At 45.1% G+C, this 16203-nt stretch carries 16 protein-coding genes and 1 pseudogene; 3 read left to right on the top strand and 14 right to left on the bottom strand.

The window, feature by feature from the left end:
* From GTQ43_RS41390 to GTQ43_RS41340, 11 genes are all read right to left on the bottom strand, one after another.
* The coding region (locus GTQ43_RS41390) for a pentapeptide repeat-containing protein (RefSeq protein WP_265278422.1) at positions 1–585 on the bottom strand (585 nt) is incomplete at its 3' end.
* A gap of 150 nt (positions 586–735) precedes the next feature.
* The gene (locus GTQ43_RS41385) at positions 736–1407 is read right to left on the bottom strand and encodes a response regulator (RefSeq protein WP_265278421.1); all 672 of its coding nucleotides are present in this window, start codon (positions 1405–1407) and stop codon (positions 736–738) included.
* Between the two features lie 224 nt (positions 1408–1631).
* Positions 1632–2594, bottom strand: a complete 963-nt coding sequence (locus tag GTQ43_RS41380) for a hypothetical protein (protein WP_265278420.1) — start codon at positions 2592–2594, stop codon at positions 1632–1634.
* On the bottom strand, positions 2525–3430 hold the full coding sequence (locus GTQ43_RS41375) for a COX20 family protein (RefSeq protein ID WP_265278419.1): 906 nt from the start codon (positions 3428–3430) through the stop codon (positions 2525–2527). The genes GTQ43_RS41380 and GTQ43_RS41375 overlap by 70 nt, the downstream gene beginning before the upstream one ends.
* A complete protein-coding gene (locus GTQ43_RS41370) occupies positions 3427–3975 on the bottom strand; it encodes a hypothetical protein (RefSeq protein ID WP_265278418.1) in 549 nt (182 codons plus the stop codon). The genes GTQ43_RS41375 and GTQ43_RS41370 overlap by 4 nt, the downstream gene beginning before the upstream one ends.
* Positions 3976–3999: 24 nt before the next feature.
* Entirely contained in the window at positions 4000–4716 is a 717-nt protein-coding gene (locus GTQ43_RS41365; RefSeq protein WP_265278417.1) for a hypothetical protein, read from the bottom strand.
* Positions 4717–4727: 11 nt separating this feature from the next.
* Positions 4728–5171 (bottom strand): hypothetical protein, encoded by a 444-nt coding sequence (locus GTQ43_RS41360; RefSeq protein ID WP_265278416.1) that lies wholly within the window; start codon positions 5169–5171, stop codon positions 4728–4730.
* Between the two features lie 254 nt (positions 5172–5425).
* Positions 5426–5701 (bottom strand): hypothetical protein, encoded by a 276-nt coding sequence (locus GTQ43_RS41355; protein ID WP_109013541.1) that lies wholly within the window; start codon positions 5699–5701, stop codon positions 5426–5428.
* Positions 5698–5922 (bottom strand): hypothetical protein, encoded by a 225-nt coding sequence (locus GTQ43_RS41350; protein WP_265278414.1) that lies wholly within the window; start codon positions 5920–5922, stop codon positions 5698–5700. Before GTQ43_RS41350 ends, GTQ43_RS41355 begins: the two co-directional genes overlap by 4 nt.
* On the bottom strand, positions 5919–6152 hold the full coding sequence (locus GTQ43_RS41345; RefSeq protein ID WP_265278413.1) for a hypothetical protein: 234 nt from the start codon (positions 6150–6152) through the stop codon (positions 5919–5921). The genes GTQ43_RS41350 and GTQ43_RS41345 overlap by 4 nt, the downstream gene beginning before the upstream one ends.
* Before the next feature lie 3 nt (positions 6153–6155).
* Positions 6156–7271: a ParM/StbA family protein gene (locus GTQ43_RS41340; RefSeq protein ID WP_265278412.1), complete on the bottom strand. Its 1116-nt coding sequence runs from the start codon at positions 7269–7271 to the stop codon at positions 6156–6158.
* 236 nt (positions 7272–7507) lie between these two features.
* Between GTQ43_RS41340 and GTQ43_RS41335 the strand changes: the two genes are divergently transcribed.
* From GTQ43_RS41335 to GTQ43_RS41325, 3 genes are all read left to right on the top strand, one after another.
* Positions 7508–7696, top strand: coding sequence for a ribbon-helix-helix domain-containing protein (locus GTQ43_RS41335; RefSeq protein ID WP_069073851.1), 189 nt, complete (start codon positions 7508–7510; stop codon positions 7694–7696).
* 140 nt (positions 7697–7836) lie between these two features.
* On the top strand, positions 7837–8562 hold the full coding sequence (locus GTQ43_RS41330; protein ID WP_181154592.1) for a hypothetical protein: 726 nt from the start codon (positions 7837–7839) through the stop codon (positions 8560–8562).
* Positions 8563–8834: 272 nt separating this feature from the next.
* On the top strand, positions 8835–12149 hold the full coding sequence (locus tag GTQ43_RS41325; RefSeq protein ID WP_265278411.1) for a plasmid replication protein, CyRepA1 family: 3315 nt from the start codon (positions 8835–8837) through the stop codon (positions 12147–12149).
* Between the two features lie 187 nt (positions 12150–12336).
* On the opposite strand, the gene GTQ43_RS41320 is transcribed toward GTQ43_RS41325, so the two are convergent.
* The 3 genes and pseudogenes from GTQ43_RS41320 to mobV form a co-directional block, all read right to left on the bottom strand.
* Complete coding sequence (locus GTQ43_RS41320) at positions 12337–13428, bottom strand: pentapeptide repeat-containing protein (protein WP_265278410.1); 1092 nt, start codon at positions 13426–13428, stop codon at positions 12337–12339.
* A gap of 88 nt (positions 13429–13516) precedes the next feature.
* Positions 13517–13747: pseudogene (locus GTQ43_RS41315) on the bottom strand (tyrosine-type recombinase/integrase); the annotation flags it as partial.
* Between the two features lie 480 nt (positions 13748–14227).
* Positions 14228–16039, bottom strand: a complete 1812-nt coding sequence (gene mobV / locus GTQ43_RS41310; protein WP_265278409.1) for a MobV family relaxase — start codon at positions 16037–16039, stop codon at positions 14228–14230.
* Positions 16040–16203: the final 164 nt, after the last annotated feature.

The following is a 16203-nucleotide window of genomic DNA, read 5'->3' as shown; positions in this document are numbered from 1 at the left end:
GGCTCCGGCAATGGCGATGGTGATAGCTCCGGCGATAGTGATGACGATGACTCCAGCAATGGCAATGGCGATGGCAATGATTCCGGCAATGGCGATGATGATGGCTCCGGCGATGGCGATGGCGGTGGCTCTAGCTCCGGTGATGGCGATGGTGATGACGATGACTCCGGCAATGGCGATGGCGATGGCTCCGGCGATAACTCCAGCAATGGCTCCAGTGATGGCGATGGCTGAGTTGAATCCTTGGCGAAGGATAACTATAAAAACAACAATTACTACTATTAAGGCGGTGCAACCTGCAACTTGATTTTCGGGAATTGAACTATCAAATATACTAGCTATCACCGTTCCAGTAAAAACTGAGAAAAATCCAGAAACTCCAGACAGTAACCATGAAACACCGACTAAAAAAATAGCCCAACGCTTTTGCAACCCAGCAGTAGCATGACTAAAGTTTGCGTTCCTCAGATTCGCCCCTGTAAAATCTGCCCCTCGGATATCTTCACCACTAAAATTTGCACCCTCAAGGTTTTGACCTTTGAAAGAACGACCTCTGAGATTTTGACCGGAGAAGTCTTGGGGCATGGCTGGGCGCTGTATACAAATTTCTTTTTGGATACAGATATACCATGAACAATTTCGTAATTACAAAGTTTTAAAGCGATTCTCTTTTGTTACAGCCAGTTTTTATGCTTCAATCCCCGGCTTAATCCTTTCCCTCTCCTCACCGATAAATCATTCATTCACAATCAAGTTATAGTCGATATAACCAAGCATCGCCCCTCTTTTGATAGCCTCATAACTGTTCTTGACGTGCCATTTACTGTACAAATCACTGGCATAACGTTTGACTGTACTAACAGAGAGAAACATTTCTCTGGCAATCTGTTCAAAACCTAAACCCTGAGCCAGTAAACGCAGGACTTGTATTTGTCGTTCGGTGGGAGAGTCAAGCAAGTTTTTATCAGCAAAACTAGGGTCAATATATCTATTTTTATCAAGGCTTTTTAACAGTTTTTTAGCCAGCTTCGGGTCAAGCAGGCATTCATCAAAGTAAGCTCTCTTGATGGCTAGTTCAATCAATTCTACATCAGCACTTTTGAGCATATAAGAATCAGCCCCATGATGGAAAGCTGACTTAATAAAGTCGGAATGAGTCTGATTAGTAAAAATTACCACTTTACTATTAGTCTTTCTTTTGATTGAGCTAGTCAGTTCTAAACCACTCATGTCGGGTAAGAGTAAATCAACTAACACAACATCAGGGTTAGTCTGTTCAATTAGCTGAAACCCTAGCTTTCCACTGGTGGCATCACCAGTTACTTCTATATCTGGAGATTTTTCAATAGCGCTTTTGATGCCTAAGAGTGTGAATATTTCTGGTTCAACAATTACTATTTTCAGCATGATTTGATTAATCCTCTAATAATAAACGGCTGTTTATTCGGGTATTTATTATTGGTGTCTAGCGGACACGCAGTAGACACTTGGTGTCTGGGCGGTGTCTGGGGTAGTGTCTGCTGGTGTCTATGCTAGACAAGGGTTTTGAGCTTTGGTGTCTGTGGTGTTCGGTGTCCAGTGTCCGTTAAAAAAGGGCGTTTTTAGGGGCAGACACCAGACACCGATGGCAGTCAAATTTGATTGAGCTTGATAACACCCTCGGCTATCCAGTCCGCCAATCCTGCCCCCACAATTTCATACATCCAGCCCTTGATTTGCTCAACAGTGAATCTTTCACCAGCCACTTTAAAGTTGCCTTTGAACTCTCTTACATCAGCTTCAATTCGTTCAGTTCTGGTGAGATATTCATACAGTTTTTGCGCCTGGGGTGATAGTTTTTTCGGTTCATCTTGGGTGTCACCTGCTTTGTTAGCAAGATTGAATTCCAGTTCATAAATGCGCTCTAAAGTAGCTTTATCGATGGGGGGATTAGGATTAGATTCTGCTGGTAGAGCGTCGCTAAAGTCAGATATTTTTACGCTCATTTTGGGCAGATTAACATCAAGCCATTCGTTAGAACTATCGAGTTTTACCTTTGCTTTACCCGTTGATGAAGGCTGTAGTGTAACTGAATCTACTTCCGCCAAACATTCAACTTGCAGCATCTTAGAAACAAGATTATGTAATCCCTTAATGCCAAACAAACAAGTCTGGGTGTTGTTATGAGCTACGACAGTAATGGGCATCTCTTGTTTACGGCTTTTGGTTAGTGCCAGCTTGCCGAATTTGTCTAACAGTTCTGCATCTTTAATGAAGTCGCCGTATGTGGTGGCCTCCTCACAGATTAAAGACAAAGCTTTACCTTCTGCCCAAAGTTTCTGCCGCCATTGCGACTCACTCAATGATGAATTATTAAAGGTTTTTAACCGTGATTGCAGTTCCTCAACGTAATCGCGGATCTGCTGTTCAATATCATCCCAGGAGTGGTAACTTTCAACTCCTCGCCATTCACTACGGTTCGAGTCGGGGTCAAGGACAATCACACGGTAGCCGGCTTGTTTTTTGAGTTGGATTACATAACGGGCTAGCCAAGATTTACCGCCCCTTGGTTGCCCCAAATTAAGCAGGTCTGCTTGACTAAATTCTGCACCCATGCGACAGGGTTGAGTATTGGTGCAATCGCTTGGCTGTCTGCCCCAGTAACTTTGTCGTTAGGGTCAATCGTCCCCGCTAAAGTCTGACTTCCTTGTAAGTAAGGCGTTTTCATCTCACGAAGCTGCTTGATGTAATCTGCCTTCTGTTGCTCGGTCATCCCAGCCGTCTGCGCCTCGAAAAGTGCATCAGTCGCATCTAGCTGGGCAACTTGAATCTCAACGTCGGAGTAAATCTCAGCTTTGGTGATATCCACAGTGCGATCATTGGCTATCAAATCTAAATCGGCTTGCAGTTGGACTTCTGCGATCGCAACGTCTCGGCAACTCTCTAGTAACTCGGAACGTGCGGCCATCTCTGCCTTTGCAGCATCCCGTTTTTGGGCGATGTCTTCAAAAACTGCCCTCTGCTTCTCCTCATCTTGACAATGGCGGAGCATCCACCCCGCAAGCGCAAACCCCAGGAAACCACCAAAAGCCCAAAACGCTTTGTATGGGTTGGTCGCCTTCACTAACCCATTAACGCCCATAGCTGGGTCACGCACTACTTGAGAGGGCATTCCTTCTAGCTTCCACTGCTCCCAGTAATGGGGGGTCATGCGGAATGGTCTGTTATTCAAGTCATGACATACCAATGTTTTCTTTGGGGTTTTGACACAGAAATAAATTCTGTCGCTGCTAGTTCCCTGCCACGCCATCGCAGCTGATCCAATCCCTACTGTTAAACTCAGCCCAATTGCAACAGCTTTTTTATCCATCGGCAGACGACCAAACCACAACATTAAACCCGATTGTTGCGACTCGGATAACTGTTTGTGCTTCTCAGATAGATAGTTCATTTACCTCTTTTACCACCAAATAGAAAAAACATTAATATCGCTAGAAATATGCCCACTCCTGCACCATCCATCCAACTTGAAGATTCAGCAGTTTTTGGCTTATAAACCGACTCAATTGAAGTATTAGCAGTAATAGTGGAAGTTCTCGCTTCATTCCATTCACTAATCGGGTCAGAGAGCGCACATAACAACGCTAATGATGCACTGCAACCAGTCATTAGATTAGTGACAAAATTATTAAACCCTTCACCTGTTGCAGTGGCAGTAAAATACAGGTGTGCAGTGCCAACAGCTAGGAACATTCCAACTGGGTGAACTTGCAATAGATGAAAGGTGAAAATCACTGCACTATTTAAGCAACTACCAGCGACAATTTCACAAGCATTACCAGCACGTCTAAATGTTCTACCCCGGTTATTTTCTGGCAGTGGTGGTAACTGTTCGGGTTGTTGATGCTGCTGATGTTGTTGTGATTTCTGTGCCAGCCCTTCCATTGAAAAAGGGCTGACGCTATGAGGATCTTCATTTCGTTTCCTTACTAGCATCAGCCTTACCTTTTAACTAATTACTTATCTGTCGCCCAATTTGTTCCACAAGTTACCCAATATTGCACCCCAACCGCGAACTGTTCCTGTTGCTGAAACACTTGATGCTGGTGCAGAATTTTGGCTAGTAACTGGTATCACTTCTTGGGGGGCTTGATTGGGTTCTAATGCCCGTGAGCCATACCTCGCACGGGCTAAAAGTTGTTGTCGTTTCTCTCTTAATCCCGTAGTGATTGCCTGTCTTTCAGCTTGCACAACTTGCTTATTTTCTATGCTGCTGATTTTGTTTTCATGCCGCCAAAGTTCAGCTTGTAAATCTTGATGTAATTGGGCTGCAACTTCAGTTAAAGCGTGTTTACGCTTCTGGTCAATTCGCAACAAATCGGCTCTATCTTGGGCATCTATTTTACTCATTTCCGAGTCAAATTCAGCGTTAAGTTTACGGATTTTACCAATTGCACCCGCTACATGAGAGCCGTATTGCTTACGAAGTTCGACCCAGGTTACTTGTCCTTTGGTCAACTTCTCCATCGCCTCAAAGACGACCTTGGCGTTGTCCAAAAATGGTTCTAATCTGTCAGATAATTCTTGGGCATTATTGGCGTAATCCGCAAATTGTTCGAGCTTGTTTATATCAGAAAGATAGCCCAAAATATCAGACTCAAACCCTCCCCAAGATTGCGCTTTTTCATCGATATGCGAACTATGACCAACTACCGGATTGCGTATTGCAAAATCCATGACTCTCTCTCCTAATAAGGGATTACGTCATAGTCGATATTGCTGGATGATTGGGGCAACTTATCCCAATACCCCATCTCTTCAAATCGGCTATAAATTCTCGCTGCTAGTTGTCTTACAGGGTCGTCAAAATCTTCAGATATTAAATCAAATCTGTTTTCACCAAATGCCAAGATATTTGCAATATCCGGGTCAATACCATTACCCAAGAATTGACCAAATGCTGCTGGATAAGGATGATCATCAATGGTTGAATGAGTTGCTAAGAATTCCGTCCCGGTGAAGGGTGGGTAATCTTCACTCTCGAATATTGGTGTGGAAAGTGCCTCAATATCTGCCTCAATCCTTGCTGCCCATTCTTCAGGATTTTCTGCTTTGAATTGCTGCTTTCTTAGGGCGGAGTCGGTCAGAGGTGAGCGTCCCCAATCGTTGGGATTTCTGTAGTCAAGTGTCATTTGTTAGAATCCTTGTAACGATGTGTACTTGATGCACTTTCGGGTGAGGCGATCGCCAAGCTTGCCGGCAGATGCGATCGCTTCATCATCAGTTCTCACAAAACTCAACAAGTTCAAAAACCTCTCTCTGCACTTGGTTTTGACTTAATTCTTTTCTTCTGCCTTTGGAGTCATTGAAAATGAAAGGTGCATTGGCTCGACAATTAGAGCGATGGCTGTAGCGCAGTTGTTGACCACGGAATTCATACAGGTGGTTACGCTGTAAGGCTGTCATTGAAAGCATAAGTTTGTCCCTCAACTTGGGAGTAGAATTCGATATTTAGAATCGCTTCGTGAATCTCCATCAAAGCTTGCACAGCATCGCCCATCTTTAAGTCATTCGATGTACTGAACCTTTCGGAGGCTTCGATTTGCTTGTAATTGGGAGATGCTTGCACGAACCTTAAAGTCTGTTCGCAACCGAGGATAATGGTCATTATTTCGGTTGTTGTTAGCGATGGTTGTGTCTTTTGGGTGTCTTGGTCGCTCATGACTTCTTTCCTTTTCTTTGGGTTTTGATTGGTGCGGTTGGGGCTTCTGGCTGACTCGGCTTTTGAAGTACATAGCTGATTGCACCTCCACCCCCGACAGATGCGGCAATGGTGAACATATTGTTTCTGCCGAAGTACTGCACTCCGAAGTAGCCAACGGCTAACGCTGCTGCTGTTGCTCCAATGCCTAAAACCGTGTTTCTAAATCTGGATTTGGTCATGCTGCCCCTTTGAAATTAGTGACCATTGCGCTAAGTGCCGATTTATTGGGCTGTGTAGATTGCGCTGTTTCGGGTTTGGGCGATGATTGCACATTGCCGTGTTGAAAAATCAGCTTCTCTACACCTGCTGATAATGCTTGTGTTGGTGCATCTTGGGGTAAATCAAACATCTTGCACAATTCAATTACTGCTAGGTAGGAGATGGTTATACGCCGAGATTCGTAATTCATTAATTAAGCTCCCAAAGATATTTGAGTTAATAGTTTCAACCCCAAAGCATTGATAAATTGGGGGTTATTCAAAATCACAAAGCCTAAACCGGCTAAGTTTTGATCCACCACTGGCAAGGAAACGCCCCCACCCCAGGCGACAAGGTATTTAGCGCGGTCTAGATAATTGCCAGCAGTCACAAAGTTGGCGAATTTCTCAATCCTGTTTGACCACCACTGATCAAGGCATTGGCTGTACTCGGTTTCAAACTTCTTGCCCGTGAGGTGGTTGCCGCCATAAGTGAAAGTACCTTCGATAATTCCCTGGTTCACCAAGCTGGGCGAGTGCTTCACATCCTTGGATAGCAGACTCACTCGGTCGTTTCGCTTGTCGAGAGCTTCTGCAATCATGCTGTGCAGTTCACCCGCTCCACCCTCTATCAGGTGACGGTCAATCACTGCACCACTGCCGTTAAACACGGTAATTAACCAAGTGGATGAACCGATATCGAGAGCGATCGCTAATTCTGAGGGGTCTAGTACCAGGGATGCTTCACCGAATAAACAATGGGCAATGCTTCCAAACCCTTCAGGGTAAATGCCTGTGACTACGATTTCAACTGTCTTGCTGACAATGGAACGAGTTACAGGGTGCAAATGCTCAAAGGTGTGAGTCCCTTCTACTCTGCGTTTAATCTCTTGGCCCCAGCGTTCCGGGTTGTGATTGCTCAAACTAATTGAAAGTTTGACCCCATCGGGAATATTCAGAACTGCTAAGTCTGCAAGGATGCTTTCTAGTGCCAGTTCTGCTTTTTTCGCCTTATCTTCGTGCAGTAAGGTGTGGTCATTTTGAGCTAGAGCCGCACTACCCCAAAAGAATTGAACATCTTTTAAGTCAAGCCGCGTTCCTTGTACATAACGCACCCATGCCCCATCTTTTGAGATGGTTTCGTGGTGCATGATGTTGCGGTTGCGAACAAGTGAGTATGCGGCAGGCATCATGATGGAAAAATCACCGATGATTGCCTTGCCATACCCTGCACCTGAGTCTTTTCCGGCGATAAGGTCAGTTAGCCCTGATTTGGCTAACAAATCCGCTTGAACTAGCCAGTTTTTGGCATTGGTGTATGTGGTTGTCATGGTTCTGTTGTTTGTTAAAGTCTTGGTTCTTCTGGCTTTGGAGAATTTAGAGGCTGAATCCTCTTAAATCCGCACATCCAGTTAGGGGTTAGCCATAGCGTCACTTTCTGGCTTCTATTGCCTTTGTTTTGTGGCGTTTTTTGGCTTACAGTGTTATCATAACACTGTTTAACACCAGTGACAAGTGAGAGGTTTAGACTGACAATAGGGTTATTCAAACACCAGACAGTGTTACGATGCCCACAGGAACAAGATTAAATATTTATTTCACAGATGAAGATGACTTAGCACTTTACGACTTAATATCTGCTGAAGCAAAAACTGAAAAACGCTCTATGAGTCAAATGGTAAAACTTCTTGCTTCGGAAGCGCTCACGGCAAGACACACAAAAAAAACCAAATTAAAAAAACAGGATGAAGATTAGGGTGATCACTCTCAGTTGAACTTAGCCCAAGCAAAATACATAACCGATAAAAACCAACCAGATAACCTAGATGAAAAGAAGTTTGACCTTGTAACCGATGAGAGATTAGTCAGCAACCGAAACAATTTTTGGTGTCTCCAATGACTACTGTGAAAGACCTACCAACCGATTTTCAACTCCCGCCGCACAACGAACCGGCATTAGAGATGCTTAGGGAGGCGAAAGACTACGAATCCGCTTTGGCTCTGGCGATTAGCGGTACTGCACTTGCTACAGGCGGCTTCATTACTCCGGTAGGCTGGGCAGCTTTTGCATTGGCTTACAAGCCATTGATAAGAATTCAAAAACTTGCACGGCTGGAAAAATTAACAGCCCTGCTTTTGGATGAGTTCAAAAGCCAGGGGATACAAGTCTTTCCAGTGCTAAAGCTAGAGGACAAGAATCCTATCGACTTGTTTGTGAGATTTGAGCGAAAAGTTCACCTGTTTATCTCGATTCGCTCAATAGGAGATAAGGAGATTGTCTACAACGAAGCTAGAGAGGTTTTGCAGATCAAGAGGAAAGACAAACATGGGCTAAAAGTGTGGAACCCTTGCCCACTGCTTGAGTTAGCAGATTACGAGAAGTGGTTAAGCAAGAACAGAGACTTGTTTGCAATGTCTTCCCGTGAAGCTACAAAAACGCCCTCAGCAAAAGTTTTGGTCTTATGGCCTCCCACCAAGGCGGCTATTGATCACAATTCACACCTTTATTCTGAAGTTGGAAGTATGAAAATTCTGGCTCTTAGAAGAAAAGGCACTGCATTTATTATTCAACAGGAGGAAGTAATCGAGTTTGTCAAGGCGACTTTAGCCAAGTACTCATAGGCAAAACAACGAAAACCCCGCGTCCCGGTAGGACAGCAGGGTTTTCAAAGGGAATTGGGGTTATCGGGTTTGAACGGCCTAATTAATATCCCTAATAGTAATTTTATCGTACATGATTCGGTGTAAAGCCAATGTAACACTGGCTTACCAGATGTAAACAACGTTTCAGGAATTTTATGTAATTTTGTTCTTATATTTCTGAACGTTTGTATATAAGATTACTTTCGGGATAGCTCCAATTCCTCCAACACACTTCAGGAGGATGAGTTTTCATGTCACCATTACAACAATTTAATCACTTAGTATCGGCGCAAAGACCCTCTCACATAGAAGTCAACCACTGGAATGAATGGTTAGCCAGTGCTGTTGACCCAAAGTTAACAGCTTTGAATGTCCGCTCTCTTAGTGGCCCCTCAGTGTACGAATATCTGTTATGCGCCCTACCTCAAACTGCCAGACGTAACGATGGGCGACTGCGTGATGGCTACTTGAAACGATATGTCCACGCAGAGGCCGGTGCATGGTGGGTTAGTGGACTTGACCCGCTTAATGATTGGTTGGCGATGGACTGGGGACGGATGAAACCAGATTACCCCCGCCTCGAATGGGACAAGACTACACAGCAGCAAACTCAAAAGCCAGTCAAGTACGAATCACCACCCAAAACTCCCAACCGAGTTACCTACTTGAGAATGCCCCTACATTTATGGCGCTTGGTATCACTTCGCTATAACGTGCCGATGCCAGAACATATTACCGTTACCGAAGAAGGAGAGGCGTTAGGTTTTTGGGCTTGGGTAATGGCACATCCCGAAATCCCTGTAATCCTTACAGAGGGCGAGAAGAAGGCAGGTTGTCTCCTAACTTTGGGCTTTGTGGCGATCGCACTCCCTGGAATCTGGAACGGTCGAGTGGGCAAGGAGGATTTAGAACGACTGCACCCTGATTTAGTCCCAATGACTCAAAAGGGGCGTAAATTCGTTGTTCTATTCGACTACGAAAGCAAACCCAAAACCAAACAGCAGATTTTTCAAGCCACACGCCGGACAGCTTCTGCAATTGTAGAACTTTGTTGCCAGTGTGAAGTAGCGCTGCTGCCAGGGCCAGAGAAAGGAATTGACGATTGGGTTGTAGTTTTGGGTAAAAAGGCTGATATTGCCGTCACCACAATGATTGCTGATGCCTTGAGAATCAGCGAGTACAAGCAAAGATTTTTCATCAATCGTGCCAGGGGACTCCATAAGTACAAGCCCGATGTGACAGTTAATACCCGTTATCTCTCACTTGCGATCCACTCCCTACCTCAATCGGGGTTAGTTGGTTTGGTTTCCGACATGGGAACAGGAAAGACTGAAATTTTGGCAGTTCTCAGAAGAGAGAACCCCCAACTCAGTTTTTTGAACAATGGGCATCGGGTTACTTTGCTCAAGAATCTCAGCGATCGCTTACAAACAGCAATGTACTCCGCGATTTCTTGCGGGGATTGGGGTCAGGTAAAAGCTCTCAGCATTACCGTGGATTCTCTGTATAAAATGGCAAATGATTTACAGGCTTACGATATTCTATTTATTGATGAAGCCTGCCAGTATCTCGCTCACTTGCTAAAGTCCAAAACCTGCAAAGAACACAGGGGGGCGATTCTGGAAGTGCTGGAGTATCTGGTTTACAATGCCAAGCTGGTTGTTTTAGCTGATGCCCACCTCGATGACCTGACCATTGAGTTTTTCATGAATTTGCGACCGGCTGGTGAAAAACCCTACATCATCAAAAACCTGTATCGCTCAGGTGGTCGTCAAGTTCATTGGTACGAGGGGAAAAACAGCAGCGCAATCGTTGCCGAGTTTCACGCTCAACTGATGTTGGGTAAAAAACTGATGATGGTGAGTGACAGCAAGCGGTTCATCAAAAAGTTAGAACGAGCGCTCAATGACGGGACATCGATGGATACGCCTGATGATGAAACACCGGAATCAGCCGAAGACCGACAGCTACGGGTGTGGGCTATTCACTCGGAAAATAGCGGCTCTGAAGAGAATGTGATTTTCATTAGAGAGATTAACATTGCCATTAAGGATCTTGACGCTTTTTTAATTACTCCCAGTCTCAGTTCAGGGGTTGACATTTCCAGCTATCATTTTGATGCCGTGTTTGGCGTGTTTCATGCTGTCTCGCAGTCGGCTACAGAATGCGCCCAGCAGTTATGGCGGTATCGTCCAAATGTCCCCATGTATGTTTGGGTAGCTCCGCGTCCCCCCTTTGGTTACGCCGAAACCAATGCCCGACGCATTAAAGAAAAGATTCTTCAGACAAATGAGATGACCGCTTTTCTGATTCGCATTAACCGGGAAACGGGCAAACGTGGGGCTGAGAAGGATTGGGCATTAGATGCTAGTTGTCAGATTGAGGGGCAACGGAATTGGTCGATTAATAATTTACGGGCTGATTTGCGATCGCTCCTAGAAGAAATGGGCAATACTATTGCGCCTGTGGGTGATGCAACCGATGAGGGTGCTTCCCGGTGGATGAAGGCGGCGGGTATCGCCATCGATGAGGAGCATTACCGTAAAGTTGTCAATGCCAAAGATATTGACAGAAGGACTTACACCAGTAGGCAACATCAAGATTACCTGAAGCCCGAAGAAGTTTTGGAGTGTGAGAAGTTCCGCATACAGGACACTTACGGCATGAGCGTAACCCCGGAACTGGTTGAGCAAGATGACGGGGGACGCTTAATTAAAAAGATTGTCGCACTTGAAGCGATATTGGCCGCACCGGGGGAAATGGTCGCTGATGATCAGGGGCGCGAGTTTATTCCACCGCCAGCTATTGTTGCCGAACGTGATAAATCGGAACGGGAGCGATTAGCTATCTGCACAGACTGGAGCAATCATTCTACCGCTTGGTTGATGCGTCATCGGCTGGGACTCAGGGCAGTGCTGATGTCTATGATGGCTGGGGTTGAGATTAAAGGCGACGAGGCAATGATTCAGGCTTTGGCTGAGTTTTCCAAGCGCAACGCATCTCACGTTAAAGGTATCCTCAACCTGACCATTCCGCTATCGGAGTCTCCTGTGTGGATTTTAAGCCAGTATCTCTCGCAACTGGGTTTGTCCACTGAGTCGCGGCGACCGCTTGAAGATGGGCAGCGTGTTCGGTATTATCGTTTGAATACTGAGGATGTAGAGTTTGTCCAAAAGGTGCTGGATTATCGTCAAAGGCAACGGGAGGAGAAGGAACGCAAACGCCAAGAGTCACTTGAACGAGATGCGGCTTATGCGGCTAGAATGCAGTCTCAGTATGGGATTAACCCGCCGTCCACACCCCCCATTAATGAAGATGGAGATAATAATCGGGGGGGTATGGACACAGAGGAAGAACTCAGTGATTCTTGGTGGGAACGGGTCAAATATTATGCTCAGTTGGCGATTAAGCGTTTCCAGTCCAGTGTGGAGGGGGTTAAAGAATTACTAAGTACGTTGACGATTGATGAGCGGTGGGGCGTGATCTTCAAGTTTGAGGATATTGACCCTGATAAGTTTGCTCAACTGGTGGCTCTTGCGCCCGATTGGGTGGAGTGGATGGCGTGATAGTCCCGTTTCTAGTCTGTGCGATGCCTGCGCTTCTTGAAGCCGAAGCACTTGGGGGCGAGTTGCTTTAGGGCTCAAGTCTTTGTGTGTTCAGCTTTCGCCCCGATGTCGATTAAACCTTATATAACGACATTTACCCATAGACGATAACATAACCAAACTTGCAACCGCCCCCACACCTGTTCGATTATTGTTTTCTAAAAGTGGCAAAAGGGGACAGATCGTTGACATTCTTTATCAATTTCATATTTGCAACTTTAGGGTCAAAATCAGGGGGAAATTTTGTGATAGGTGGTGATTTTAAGTTAAGTTGACTGTAAACATTTTGCTCTATATCCTCGTTTGTATATTTAGCTCCTATGAGGTTGGCATTCATAAGGTCGGCTCCTGTAAGGTCGGCTCCTGTAAGGTCGGCTCCTAAAAGTTTTGCTCCTGTAAGGTTTGCTCCTGTAAGATCGGCTCCTATAAGATCGGCTCCTATAAGATCGGCTCCTAAAAGGTTTGCTCCTGTAAGGTTTGCTCCTGTAAGGTCGACTCCTATAAGGTCGGCTCCTACAAGGTCGGCTCTTGTAAGGTTGGCTCCTGTAAGGTTGGCTTTCATCAGTTTAATGTTGCTAAAATCGGCATCTTTTAAGTTAATAAAGGGTACTGAGCCTTCGTTTTGCAAAAGCTCTGCATCATACAAGAATAGTAATACTATGGCTTTCCGATGACCATCATCTCTCAATCTTCGTAGTACTGTTAATGTCCTTATTCTTGCCATATCGCGTGCAGGGTTATCGCTGTTAGAATTTGCTAATTCTCTATCAATTAATAGCTCTGACATACGGTCAATGTAAGTTTCCAGCGTGTCATCACGTAAATTTTCATTTGCTATATCTTTTTCAACCTGCGCTTGGTTCTCAGTCCGTTCTTTTTCAACCTTAGTTTGGTTATCAGCCCGTTTTTGGTCTCTACGTTGAAACTGATAACTCAAAAGAGCTATTAAAACTGGAATCGCAAGTGTACCAGTTATACCTAACACATCCCAAAGCGTTTTTGCCGACTGGTGTTTTATTGTATTAGTAAACTTTATTATAGTTTTTTTATCAGAGGCTGTTTCAGTACTTTCTTCTTTCGTTGTGTCTTCACCAAATCCAGTCCAATCTGCCCACTTGAGGGTATTAGTTTTATTTGTGGTGACTGGAAAAATTACAAATGCTCCAGCAGTAATTAAAAAAACCAAAAAAGTTCCCGATATTAGTACGCGCCAATTAATAGATTTAGTTTTATTTTCCACAAATACTCTTTATTAACCAAGAATTTTACTAGCACCAGTTTAGGGTAGATCGAAGATTTAATTCTCAACTACCTCTAATCTCTTTCTCCTAACAGGGACTATTCGCATCAATTTCTAGCTCTACACCAGTTCTGCCCACAGGTGACAGCATCGCCAAACTCGCCGCAGCCTCTAACACCTGCTCGTCAGTCACTTCTAAATATCTCTGCAACTGCTCTAAGTTCCGATGCCCTGATATCTCTTGAATTACTCTCAGTGGGATGCCAGCGTTACTCATCTGGGTGAGCGCGGTACGCCTGAAGCTGTGGGTACTCACGCCACGTCTAAAATCCCAGTCATTGATGAACCACCTGAATCTATTCCTAACCGAGAGCAAGCTGATCAAAAGCATCCCTATTAGAAAATTTTTGTCGCTATTTTCTTGGTATCAAAACAAATCAGCATAGCCAAATTGATAGTATGTCATTTCTGTGGCAATTCTCAGTTAAAACAACATAAAACTCATGGCAATATCGAGCATTTATCAGTCACTTTTTACCACTTCTTGGAAGTTCCTGGAACCGATTTTTATGATAAAAACATGGTTAACTCATGGAGTATGTATGGCATACCTACGGCACTTTCGCGGCAACTGAATTTTCATTGATGACGCACAGTACGCCATCTTTGGCGGAAAGTTTTTTTGAAAAAAAGTGAGGATCAAAGTGAATTCAAAATCACTTTCATCAAAAAGAAGTACCAAACAGCTACATTAATACTACAAACCTAACTGTACATTTCACTACTAGAACGTTGACTATTAAAGACTCAATTCATCATCCTGCTCCTGCTGTTGCTGATGCTGTTGCCTTAACTGCTGCCCATAATCGAGTAGCTGCTGATTCCAATCGTCAGCTTTGCACTTGAGCCGCTTGGACTGTGGCAGTAGTTCCTTAACAACTCGTGCAGCTGCATTACCAAAATCGTCCGAGTCAAAAGCCACTTGTACATTAGGAATATTCTGCAATTGCTCTACTGGTAAGCTTTTGGGATTATCTACCGCCATGTACAAAGTTCTATTGGGTGGCACGTCGCCTCTAAGCTGATATTCCAGCATGGCAAAAGAAACGGCATCGATGGGCGATTTCAAAAGCACCACTTTCTCTACAGGTGAAGTTGGCTGTCCGCCTAAGCGGAAGTGAAACCAGCCCTCACGCCTAACTGTTCCTTTCTCGTAGCCCTTAAACGTGTTGTTCTCGCCCCGTGTCCCCCGCAGGAATGCTCCTATTGCCTGGGGATATAAGCCAAGATTCCGCATGACGAACACAGCGTTTTGCTGGTCATCAGCGTAAACTAGCCCCCTCTTATGCAGAAGTTCCACAAAATTTTCAGGTATTCCCCGTTTCTGGGTTAGGTAGTTGTGAACTGCTGTCCACTTGCTTTTTTCCTCAACAGGTAGCTGAAACGGGGTTCGTGGTTCTAACTGGATAATCTCAGCAGCCACTTCACGAGTTTTTGCGATCGCTGCTCGTTCTGCCCCCGACTCACCAAAGCGCTCGTGCAACCAGACGACCGCCTGCCGCAGATTGCACTGGTTAACGTGCATCACCAAATCAATCGCACCGCCTGATCCCTTTTGTTGATCGGGGGCGAAATCGTAGAATTTGGGCCCATCTATATTAATGATGTGTCCGTGACCCTTCCATCTGCTCTGATGAGTGCGATCGCAATTTAGCCCCAACTCCCAAGCCACATCCTCTAAGGCCAAGTCGCGCAGTTGTTGAGTCTGAGCCTCTAACGATCGCACCCGCTTCTCTAATTGCTGTCGTTCCTTTTCGCTATCCCTCGCCCGTTGCTCCGCCCTCTCCAATCGTTCTATCAGGAACTTTCGGTCAGCCAGTTGATGGTTAATCGCTTGGAACTGGTCATCAGACTGAATCCTGGCAACGTAATTTCTGGCTGATTCAAATGGTATCGGTGCTAATTGGTTATTTGTAATGACTGCGGTGAGTGGTTCACTGTTAACCGCTTGGTAATATTCTTTGACTTTGGTGTGGGTTGCCTTACTGCCCTTGACTCCTCGTTCAATGCCCAAAGGAGCAAGTGCAGCCGCATAACTGTCTTGGAGTTTGGATAACTTGATTCTTCCCTGTCCACCTCTGCCGCCAAACATCGCATCATGACTGACTCTGCCAGTTTTTTCATTCACTGGCACGATGTAGGCGTGAATGTGTGGGGTACTTTCATCTAGGTGCAGTTCTGCCCTGACGCACTTTGACCCATAGTTTTGAGCTAGCCAGTCACGAGATGCAATCGCCCACTGCTGCATCAGTGAATCAGACCACTGCCCCGACTGAGATGGATCACCAGGGCGGAAATATTCAGGTGATGCCGAGAGAAACATTTCCGTGCATAACACCGCATCATGCCGAGGGCGATGCTTGAGCGTAGAGATTTTTTCTTTAACTATCTCTTCGAGTGCGCGTTCGTCTTCTCCCCCAATCAACCGGACATTCTCTTTAGTTGGATCTGCGTTGGGTGTTTCTCTATTCCTGGTAACATGGTCATCACTCCCGGCAACGTTGCCGAATGTTTTTAGTTTCTCAATCCTGAGAATTGTTAGTGGCGACATAAAAGATTTATGCTACAAATGCAGTACTTTGTAGTACTCAAAAACCCCTTTGGGCGAACGGCGGTTTCATGTCATGAGGGGGTACAGCCGGGATACGTGCAAAATGGGACACGTTGTAAAGTTATGTAAACAAAAACTCTACAACCCTTGCCAGAACTACCTTC

It is taken from the genome of Nostoc sp. KVJ3, from assembly GCF_026127265.1.
GTDB lineage: Bacteria > Cyanobacteriota > Cyanobacteriia > Cyanobacteriales > Nostocaceae > Nostoc.
Note: the sequence above shows the minus strand (reverse complement) of the source record. Positions and strands in the feature narration are given on the sequence as shown.